This is a genomic window from Stenotrophomonas sp. HMWF003 (assembly GCF_003061285.1).
Classification (GTDB): Bacteria; Pseudomonadota; Gammaproteobacteria; order Xanthomonadales; family Xanthomonadaceae; genus Stenotrophomonas; species Stenotrophomonas maltophilia_AP.
In genome coordinates, this window is record NZ_QAIW01000248.1 from 33,232 (window position 1) to 42,499 (window position 9,268).

Consider the following 9,268-nt stretch of genomic DNA (forward strand, 5'->3'; position numbering starts at 1 on the left):
GCTGCTGGGCGGGGTGCTGTTCCCGTTGCTGTTCCTGGTCCGCAACCCGGTCCGGCGCCGCACGCTGGCGCGCCGGCTGGTCCAGCTCAGCTTCGCCAGCCACGTGGGCCTGATGCACCGGCTGGGCGTGATGACCTATGAAATACGCGGGGCCGAGCGCCTGCAGCGCAACGGGCTGCTGATCCTGGCCAACCACCCGACCCTGATCGACGTGGTGCTGTTGATCGCCCAGCTGCCCAATGCCGACTGCGTGGTCAAGCGGGCCGTGGCCTGCAACCCGTTCATGCGCGGCCCGGTGCGGGCGGCCGGGTATGTGTCCAACGACGACGGCGCGGGGCTGATCGACGACTGCATCGCCGCCGTGAAGGCCGGCGGCACCCTGGTCATCTTCCCCGAGGGCACCCGGACCGTGCCGGGCCAGCCGCTGCGCCTGCAGCGCGGGGCGGCCAACATCGCCGTGCGCGGCGGCCTGGACATAACCCCGGTCAGGATCACCTGTACCCCGCTTACCCTGACCAAGGGCCAGAAATGGTATCGTGTGCCATCACGGCGTTTTCACGTTCAGCTGGAAGTCGGGGAAGATCTCCCGATCGCCCCGTTCCTGGCGGTGGCCGGCGACACGCCCAGGGGGGATGCCTTGGCGGCCCGGCGCGTGACCGATCATCTTGCCCATTACTTTGACTTCGCTGGAGAACCAAGCCGTGCAGGCACTTGAGCACGAGATCAAGGAATTGATCATTTCATCGCTGTCGCTGGAAGACATCACTCCCGAAGACATCGACCCGGTGGCCCCCTTGTTCGTGGAGGGGCTGGGGTTGGATTCGATTGACGCACTTGAACTTGGTTTGGCCCTGCAGAAAAAGTACGGTGTCAGCCTGTCTGCGGATTCGGAAGAGACCCGTCGCCATTTCTCCAGCGTGCGTGCCCTGGGCGAGTTTGTCGCCGCACGCCAGTCGTCGTAACGGCGCGTCAGGATTTGCCATGACCAAGAACGAACTTTTCGATCGCATCGTCAAGATCCTCAAGGACAGCTTTGAGATCGAACCGGCGCGCATCACGCCCCAGGCCCGTCTGTACGACGACCTGGACATCGACAGCATCGACGCGGTCGACCTGATCGTGCAGCTCAAGCCGTTGCTGGGCCGCAACCTGCAGCCGGAGGCCTTCAAGGCCGTGCGCACCGTGCAGGACATCGTCGACGTGGTGCACGGGCTGCTGCCCGGTCAAGCAGCCGCCTGACGGCGGCCGCAGGACACTGACCATGGTCCGGGTGCGCGTCGCGGCGTTTGCGTTGCTGTCGCTGGCATACCCGCTGGTGGTGTACCTGTCGCTGGGCCGGTTCGAGCCACGCTGGCTGTCGCTGCTGCTGTTCGGGCTGGCCGCGCTGCGCGCGCTCACCACCCGCCAGCCGGTGTGGTGGGTGGCCGCGCTGGGCACCGGCGTGCTGGCCCTGGTCGCCACCGCCTTCAACCAGGCGCTGCCGCTGAAGCTGTACCCGGCGCTGGTGAACGCGGTGATGCTGGTGATCTTCGCCACCAGCCTGCGCTTCCCGCCCAGTGCCGTGGAACGCCTGGCCCGGCTGGGTGAACCGGACCTGCCACCGTTCGCGGTGATCTATACCCGCCGTGTCACCTGGGTGTGGTGCGGCTTTTTTGTCTTCAACGGAAGTCTTGCCCTGATCACGGCGCTGTGGGCGTCCAACCAGGTCTGGGCGCTGTACAACGGATTGTTGGCGTACGTGATGATGGGTGCCTTGTTTGGTGGCGAGTGGCTGGTGCGGCGACGGGTGAAGGCGGCGCACGCGCATGGTTGACTGGATCGCATTGGACCGGCTGGCGGTGTCGCCACGGCCCGGCCGGATCGTGGGCGAAGCCGAACATGGCCCGGTGTCGCACCCCGACTTCCGCGAACAGGTGCTGCGCTGGCAGCGGGCGTTCGCCCGTGCGCCGGGACGCGACTGGGCGCTGTACTTCGACGACACCCTGGCCTTCGCTGCCGCGCTGCTGGGGGCCTGGCACGCCGGCAAGCGGGTGTTCCTGGGCGGCGACAACCTCCCGGCCACGCTGGACGCGCTGCGCCCGCGCGTGGACGGGTTTGCCGGTGACGTACCCGCGCACCACGCTCCGCTGCAGCCCGCTGCCGACGCCGACGTCGCGGGCGACCTGTTGCCGCTGGACGAAGACCGGCTGGAGCTGGTGGTGTTCACCTCCGGCAGCACCGGCGCGCCGAGCGCGATCGTCAAGCGCATGCGCCAGCTCACGCGCGAAGTGGATGCGCTGCAGGCCGCGTTCGGCGACCAGCTGGAAGGCACGCAGGTGCACGGCACGGTCTCGCACCAGCATATCTACGGCCTGCTGTTCCGCGTGCTGTGGCCGCTGGCGGCCGGTCGCGCCATCCAGCCACGGCGGTTCTTCCATGAAGACCTGGTCAGTGCGCTGGCGCGGCAGCCGTCGGTCCTGGTAGCTACCCCGGCCCACCTCAAGCGCCTGCCCGAACAACTGGACTGGTCCTCGCTGAAGGGCCAGTTGCGCGCGGTGTTTTCCTCGGGCGGTCCGCTGCCCGAAGACGCTGCGCTGCAGGCGCGGGCATTGCTTGGCGTGGCCCCCACCGAGGTGTTCGGCAGCAGCGAAACCGGCGGCATCGCCTGGCGGCAGTGGAGTGCCGAGCAGCCGCAGTGGCACCCGTTGCCCGGCGTGGCCTGGCGCATCCAGGACGGCTGCCTGGCGGTCTCCTCCCCGCACCTGGACACCACCGACTGGTGGCAGACCCAGGACCGCGTGGAGGCCGACGCCGGGCGCAGCTTCCGCCTGCTCGGCCGCGCCGACCGTATCGTCAAGATCGAAGAACGCCGGGTGTCGCTGGACGCGCTGGAGCAGCAGCTGCGCGCGCATCCGGCGGTGCAGGACGTGCGCGTGCTGGTATTGCCGGGCGCGCGCGAACAGCTGGCCGCCGTGGTGGTACCGCAGCAGGCCGACGTGGCCGGCTGGGACGACGCCCAGCGGCGCCGCCAGGCGCAGGCGCTGGGCGCGCACCTGGCCAGCAGCCACGATGCAGTGACCCGGCCGCGGCGCTGGCGCTTCGTCGACACGCTGCCGTTGAATGCACAGGGCAAGGTCACCTTCGCCGCGCTGGCCGCGCTGTTCCGGCCGCAGTTCCCGCTGGTCCAATGGCAGCAGCGCGAGGCCGACACCGCGGCGCTGCTGTTGCCGCTGGACGCCGACCTGATCGCGTTCGACGGGCATTTCCCGCAGGCGAAGATCCTTCCCGGCGTGGTCCAGCTCGATTGGGCCATCCACTATGCCCGCGATGTTTTCAGCATGCCGCCGCGCTTCGAACGCATGGACGCGTTGAAATTCCAGCATGTGGCGCGCCCCGGCGACTGCCTGCAGCTCACCCTGGGCTGGGACGCGGCCAAATCGGTGTTGAGCTTCCGCTATGTCTCCGACCACGGCGTGCATGCCAGTGGCCGGGTGGTGTTCGGCGATGTCTGAGACCCTGCGCGCGGGTCCTCCGGCGGCGGCGTTCGCGCCGCTGGTGGTGATTCCGGTCTACGACCATGAGCATGCGATCGGCGCGGTCGTGCGCGGCGTGCTGGCCAGCGGGCTGCCGTGCCTGCTGGTGGATGATGGCTCACACCGCGGGTGCGCACAGGCACTGGACGCCCTCGCGGCCGACCACCCCGCACAGGTCACCCTGCTGCGCCTGCCGGTGAACCAGGGCAAGGGCGGGGCGATGCTGGCCGGGTTCGCCGAGGCGGCGCGCCGTGGCCACAGCCACGTGCTGCAGATCGACGCCGACGGCCAGCACGACCCGAGCGACATCCCGCGCTTCGTGGCCCTGTCACGGCAGCACCCCGACGCGGTGATCTGCGGCATTCCTGCCTACGACGACAGCGTGCCCAAGGCGCGCCTGTACGGCCGTTACGCCACCCACATCTGGGTGTGGATCAACACGCTGTCGCTGCAGATCCGCGATTCGATGTGCGGCTTCCGGCTGTACCCGCTGGCGCCGGTGACGGCGCTGGTGGGGCAGGAAACCATCGGCCGGCGCATGGACTTCGACAGCGAGATCCTGGTGCGGCTGTTCTGGCGCGACGTGCCGGTGATCAGCCTGCCCACCCGGGTGACCTACCCCAGCGATGGCGTGTCGCACTTCGATGTGTGGCGCGACAACGTGCGCATCAGCCGCATGCACACCCGGCTGTTCTTCGGCATGCTGTGGCGCGCGCCGCGCCTGCTGTGGCGACGGATCGCCGGAGCGCCACGCGCATGACCGCACCGGCACCGGCCAACGCCCCGCACTGGGCCGACCTGGGCGAGACCACCTCGGCTGCCGGGGTGCTGTTCCTGTGCTGGGTGCACCGCTGGTTCGGGCGTTGGCCGTTCCGCCTGTGCGTGTACCCGGTGGTGCTGTGCCATTGGCTGGGCAACCGCGTGGCGCGGCAGTCGTCGCTGCAGTACCTGCAGCGGCTGCAGGCGCACACCGGCGTGCTGGGCGGCGTGCCGGGGCGCTGGACCAGCCTGAAACACTTCGCGCTGTTCGCCGACACCCTGCTGGACAAGCTGCTCGGCCTGGGCGGCCGCTACCCGCCCAACCATATCCGCCTGCAGCGCGACCTGATGCTGGAGAAGATCGCGCGCCGCGAGGGCGGGTTGATCCTCACCGCGCACATCGGCTGCCTGGAACTGTGCCAGGTGCTGGCCGAACAGGTGCCGGGTTTCCGCATCACCGTGCTGGTGCACACCGCGCACGCGCAACGCTTCAACCGGCTGATGCAGCGGCTGGACCCGCTGGCGTCGGTGGAGCTGATGCAGGTTACCGACATGGGCCCGGCCACCGCGGTGGAACTGCAGCGGCGGGTCAACGACGGCGGCTTCGTGGCCATCGTCGGCGACCGCGTGCCGCTGCGTGGCGGGCGCACCGTGCCGGCGCCGTTCCTGGGCCACGTGGCGCAGTTCCCGATCGGCGCCTACGTGCTGGCCTCGGCGCTGGCCTGCCCGGTGTACACCATGGCCTGCCTGCACGACGGCGACGGCTACCGCGTGCGCTTCGAGCATTTCAGCGACCGCATCGTGCTGCCGCGCGGGTCGCGTGACGCCGCGCTGACCGCGCAGGCCGAACATTTCGCCCGGTGGCTGGAAGTTCAGGTCACCCAGGCACCCTTGGACTGGTTCAATTTCTTCCCCTTCTGGGATCAGGCATCTCATGGCAAGTAAGTCACCCGATATCCGCTTCGGCGATGCGCCGCTGACCATCGAAGACGTGGTCGCGCTGTCGCAGCGCCAGGCCCAGGCCGTGGTCAGCGACGACCCGGCCTTCCAGGCGCGCATCCAGAAGGGGGCCGATTTCCTCGACCGCCTGCTGCGCGAGGACGGTGTCATCTACGGGGTGACCACCGGCTACGGCGACTCGTGCACGGTGAACATTCCGCCGGCGCTGGTGGCCGAACTGCCGCACCACCTGTTCACCTACCACGGCTGCGGCCTGGGCCGGTTCCTGGACCCGCAGGAGACCCGCGCGGTGATCGCCGCGCGCCTGGCCTCGCTGGTGCGCGGCATGTCCGGGGTCAGCCATCCGCTGCTGGACGGGCTGGCCACGCTGCTGCGCCACGACGTGCTGCCGCTGATCCCGGCCGAAGGCTCGGTCGGCGCCAGCGGCGACCTGACCCCGCTGTCCTACGTGGCCGCGGTGCTGTGTGGCGAGCGCGAGGTGATGTACCAGGGCGCGCGCCGCCCGGCCGCCGAGGTGCTGGCCGAGATCGGCATGACCCCGCTGCGGCTGCGCCCCAAGGAAGGCCTGGCGATCATGAACGGCACCGCGGTGATGACCGCGCTGGCCTGCCTGGCCTACGACCGCGCCGACTACCTGACCCGGCTGGCCACCCGCCTGACCGCGTTCAACGTGCTCGCCAGCGACGGCAACGCGCACCATTTCGATGAAATGCTGTTCGCCGCCAAGCCGCACCCGGGTCAGATGCAGATCGCCGCGCGCCTGCGCCAGGACCTGCACAGCGACCGTCCGCCGCGCAACGAACAGCGCCTGCAGGACCGCTACTCGCTGCGCTGCGCCCCGCACGTGATCGGCGTGGTGCAGGACGCCCTGCCGTTGATGCGTCAGCTGATCGAAACCGAACTCAACAGCGCCAACGACAACCCGCTGATCGACGCCGACGGCGAGCGCATCCTGCACGGCGGCCACTTCTATGGCGGCCACATCGCCTTTGCGATGGACGCGCTGAAGAACACCATCGCCAACCTGGCCGACCTGCTCGACCGGCAGATGGCACTGGTGGTGGACGCGCGCTACAACCACGGCCTGCCGGCCAACCTGTCGGCGGCCACCGGTGAGCGCGCGGCGATCAACCACGGGCTGAAGGCGCTGCAGATCAGCGTGTCGGCGTGGACCGCCGAGGCGCTCAAGCAGACCATGCCGGCTTCGGTGTTCTCGCGTTCCACCGAGTGCCACAACCAGGACAAGGTCAGCATGGGCACCATCGCCGCGCGCGACTGCCTGCGCGTGATCGAACTGACCGAGCAGGTGGTTGCCGCGCTGCTGATCACCGCCCGCCAGGGCGTGGCGCTGCGCCAGCGGGTAGGCATGAAGGCCATCCTGCACGGCGAACTGGACGCGATGTACCAGGACCTGTGCGCGCGCATCGCGCTGGTCGAGGAAGACCGCGCGCTGGACGGCGAGCTGCGCGCGCTGCTCGATGACATCCGTGGCCAGCGCTGGAGCCTGTATGACCAGCCCTGACCTGAGCCTGGAGGTGCGCCTGTCGCCCACCTTCCACGACTGCGACCCGATGCACGTGGTGTGGCACGGCAACTACTTCAAGTACTTTGAAGTCGCCCGCTGCGCACTGCTGCAGCAGTACGACTACGACTACCCGCAGATGCGCGAATCCGGCTACATCTGGCCGGTGGTGGACGCGCGGGTGAAGTACATCCGTCCGCTGCTGTACGGGCAGGCGCTGCGCGTGCGCGCCACCATCACCGAATGGGAAAACCGGCTGAAGATCGCCTACGAGATCCTCGATGCCGACAGTGGCCAGGTGCTGACCCGCGCCCACACCATCCAGGTGGCGGTCGACGCGGCCACCAATGAAATGCTGTACCTGTGCCCGCGCGTGCTGTGGGACCGTCTGGGAGTGGAAGTGCAATGAACGCTCTGCTGCGCACGCTGGTCGTGCTGGTGTCGTTGGTCGTGGCCGCGCCGGTGCTTGCCGCCCCCGCGGCCGATGTGGATCTGGTCAAGCAGCGCGTGGCCAAGGTGGGCGTGCTGCGCGGCGAGTTCAGCCAGGAAAAGCAGGTGGCCGGCTTCAAGAACCCGCTGCGTTCGCAGGGGCGCTTCGTGCTGGCCCAGGACCACGGCGTGGTCTGGACCACGCTCAAGCCGTTCCCGTCCGAAGTGGTGGTCACCCGTGACCGCATCCTCAGCCGCCAGCGCGACGGCAGCAGCCGGGTCGAGCTGGACGGCCGCCAGCAGCCGGCGATGCGCTCGGTCAACGCGATCATGTTCGCGCTGATGAGCGGCGACGCACAGGCGTTGTCGGCCCAGTTCACGGTGAAGGTGGAGGCCCGGCCGAACAACGGCTGGAGCATGCAGCTGAGCCCGCGCTCGGCGATGCTGGGCAAGGTATTCACCGGGCTGAAGCTGCAGGGCGACCGTTACGTGCGCGAGGTGGAGATCACCGAGGCCAACCAGGATGTCACCCGCATCCACTTCACCGGCATGAGCGAAACGCCGGCCGCGTTGAGTGCGGAAGAGGGCGGCAAGTTTGAATGACGCACTGAATTCGAACGGCCGCCTGCAGCGCATCTGGCGCTGGCTGGCCGTGCTGTGGCTGCTGGTGCTGCTTGGCCTGGGCGTGCAGCAGTGGCAGCTGTGGAAGAGCGAATCGCGGATCGATACCGACATCCTGGCGCTGTTGCCGCAGGATGCACACGACCGCCTGCTGTCCGACGTCACCCGCCGCATCGCCGACGCCAACGCGCGCCAGATCGTGGTGCTGCTGGGCAGCCGCGACGCCGCGCAGACCAAGGCAGCCGAAGCCGCCTTCCGCAGCGCGCTGCAGACGCCCGAAGGCAAGGCGTTGCTGCAGGAAAGCGGCTCCATCGAAGGCTGGTTCGAACAGGCGCGTGCGTTCTACGCGCCGTACCGCGACCGCCTGCTCACCAGTGAGCAACGCCAACGCCTGCAGTCCGAACCGGTGGATGGCCTGGCCGAGGCCGCGCTGGCGGCCCTGTACGGCCCGATGGGCGCGCCGCGGCTGACCGAATGGCGCCAGGACCCGCTGTCGCTGTGGCCGCAGTGGTGGCAGGAACGCGCACTGGGCTCGGGCCTGCAGATGGGCGATGACGGCCTGCTCGAGGCCGACGGCAAGCACTGGTCGATCGTGCAGTACGACACCGTGGGTTCGGCGTTCCAGCTCGATGGCGAACGCCACATCGACGTGCTGCTGGACCAGGCCGCCGCGGCGGCCGGCACGCACGCGCCCGGCCTGGAAGTGCTGCGCGCCGGTGTGCCGCTGCATGCCGAAGCGGCGGCGGTGCAGGCCAACTGGGAAATCAACACGATCGGCTGGGGCTCGCTGGCGGCGGTGCTGCTGCTGGTGTGGCTGGCGTTCCGTTCGCTGCGCCCGATCCTGCTGGTGGCCGCCTCGCTGCTGATCGGCTGCGGCGTGGCCCTGGCGGTCACGGTGCTGGTGTTCGGCAAGGTGCACGTGCTCACGCTGGTGTTCGGTGCGTCGCTGGTCGGCGTGGCCGAGGACTACGGCATCCACTGGTTCGCCTCGCGCCAGGCCGAGCCGGCCGACCGCCGCTGGCGCCTGCTGCGGCACCTGCTGCCCGGCCTGTGGCTGGCGCTGCTGACCAGCGCGCTGGCCTATCTGGCGTTGGGCCTGGCACCGTTCCCGGGGCTGCGCCAGATGGCGCTGTTCTCGGTGGTCGGCCTGGCCGCCGCCTTCCTCACCGTGATCTTCTGGTTCCCGTGGCTGGACGGCGGCGAGATCCGCACCACCGGCTTCTCGCGCTGGCTGGGCGGCACGCTGGAGCGCTGGCCGCGCCTGCACGGGCGCAAGGCCGCGATTTTCCTGGGCGTGGCGGCGCTGCTCTCGGCCGTGGGCATTGCCCGGCTGGACAGCAACGATGACCTGCGCAGCCTGCAGTCCTCGCCCAAGAGCCTGATCGACCAGCAGATCCGCATCAGCCAGATGCTGGGCATGCCCAGCATCTGGCTGATGCGGATCTGCTGGTCGATCAGGCTCTTG

At 69.2% G+C, this 9,268-nt stretch carries 11 protein-coding genes; all 11 read left to right on the forward strand.

Annotated features, from left to right (window positions below; genetic code table 11):
• Window positions 1–715 (forward strand): lysophospholipid acyltransferase family protein (locus DBR34_RS10320; protein ID WP_146186811.1); only part of this gene is annotated, 715 nt, incomplete at its 5' end.
• Window positions 702–962: a phosphopantetheine-binding protein gene (locus DBR34_RS10325; protein WP_128096722.1), complete on the forward strand. Its 261-nt coding sequence runs from the start codon at window positions 702–704 to the stop codon at window positions 960–962. The genes DBR34_RS10320 and DBR34_RS10325, both read left to right, overlap by 14 nt.
• A gap of 19 nt (window positions 963–981) precedes the next feature.
• Window positions 982–1,239, forward strand: coding sequence for an acyl carrier protein (locus tag DBR34_RS10330; RefSeq protein ID WP_038685533.1), 258 nt, complete (start codon window positions 982–984; stop codon window positions 1,237–1,239).
• Between the two features lie 22 nt (window positions 1,240–1,261).
• Entirely contained in the window at window positions 1,262–1,813 is a 552-nt protein-coding gene (locus DBR34_RS10335; protein ID WP_128096723.1) for a hypothetical protein, read from the forward strand.
• Window positions 1,806–3,491: an AMP-binding protein gene (locus DBR34_RS10340; protein ID WP_128096724.1), complete on the forward strand. Its 1,686-nt coding sequence runs from the start codon at window positions 1,806–1,808 to the stop codon at window positions 3,489–3,491. Before DBR34_RS10335 ends, DBR34_RS10340 begins: the two co-directional genes overlap by 8 nt.
• The gene (locus DBR34_RS10345; protein ID WP_128096725.1) at window positions 3,484–4,272 is read left to right on the forward strand and encodes a glycosyltransferase family 2 protein; all 789 of its coding nucleotides are present in this window, start codon (window positions 3,484–3,486) and stop codon (window positions 4,270–4,272) included. Before DBR34_RS10340 ends, DBR34_RS10345 begins: the two co-directional genes overlap by 8 nt.
• Window positions 4,269–5,216: an acyltransferase gene (locus DBR34_RS10350; protein ID WP_128096726.1), complete on the forward strand. Its 948-nt coding sequence runs from the start codon at window positions 4,269–4,271 to the stop codon at window positions 5,214–5,216. The genes DBR34_RS10345 and DBR34_RS10350 overlap by 4 nt, the downstream gene beginning before the upstream one ends.
• Window positions 5,206–6,753, forward strand: coding sequence for an aromatic amino acid ammonia-lyase (locus DBR34_RS10355; protein WP_128096727.1), 1,548 nt, complete (start codon window positions 5,206–5,208; stop codon window positions 6,751–6,753). Before DBR34_RS10350 ends, DBR34_RS10355 begins: the two co-directional genes overlap by 11 nt.
• On the forward strand, window positions 6,740–7,162 hold the full coding sequence (locus tag DBR34_RS10360) for a thioesterase family protein (protein WP_128096728.1): 423 nt from the start codon (window positions 6,740–6,742) through the stop codon (window positions 7,160–7,162). Before DBR34_RS10355 ends, DBR34_RS10360 begins: the two co-directional genes overlap by 14 nt.
• A complete protein-coding gene (locus DBR34_RS10365; RefSeq protein WP_128096729.1) occupies window positions 7,159–7,785 on the forward strand; it encodes an outer membrane lipoprotein carrier protein LolA in 627 nt (208 codons plus the stop codon). The genes DBR34_RS10360 and DBR34_RS10365 overlap by 4 nt, the downstream gene beginning before the upstream one ends.
• Window positions 7,778–9,268, forward strand: a 1,491-nt coding sequence (locus DBR34_RS10370) for an MMPL family transporter (protein ID WP_258223807.1), incomplete at its 3' end; no start/stop codon positions are given. The genes DBR34_RS10365 and DBR34_RS10370, both read left to right, overlap by 8 nt.

Coding starts and splice junctions, on each gene's coding strand:
- DBR34_RS10365 (WP_128096729.1), top strand. CDS start 7,159: ATGAACGCTCTGCTGCGCACGCTGGTCGTGCTGGTGTCGTTGGTCGTG.
- DBR34_RS10350 (WP_128096726.1), top strand. CDS start 4,269: ATGACCGCACCGGCACCGGCCAACGCCCCGCACTGGGCCGACCTGGGC.
- DBR34_RS10355 (WP_128096727.1), top strand. CDS start 5,206: ATGGCAAGTAAGTCACCCGATATCCGCTTCGGCGATGCGCCGCTGACC.
- DBR34_RS10340 (WP_128096724.1), top strand. CDS start 1,806: ATGGTTGACTGGATCGCATTGGACCGGCTGGCGGTGTCGCCACGGCCC.
- DBR34_RS10330 (WP_038685533.1), top strand. CDS start 982: ATGACCAAGAACGAACTTTTCGATCGCATCGTCAAGATCCTCAAGGAC.
- DBR34_RS10360 (WP_128096728.1), top strand. CDS start 6,740: ATGACCAGCCCTGACCTGAGCCTGGAGGTGCGCCTGTCGCCCACCTTC.
- DBR34_RS10335 (WP_128096723.1), top strand. CDS start 1,262: ATGGTCCGGGTGCGCGTCGCGGCGTTTGCGTTGCTGTCGCTGGCATAC.
- DBR34_RS10345 (WP_128096725.1), top strand. CDS start 3,484: ATGTCTGAGACCCTGCGCGCGGGTCCTCCGGCGGCGGCGTTCGCGCCG.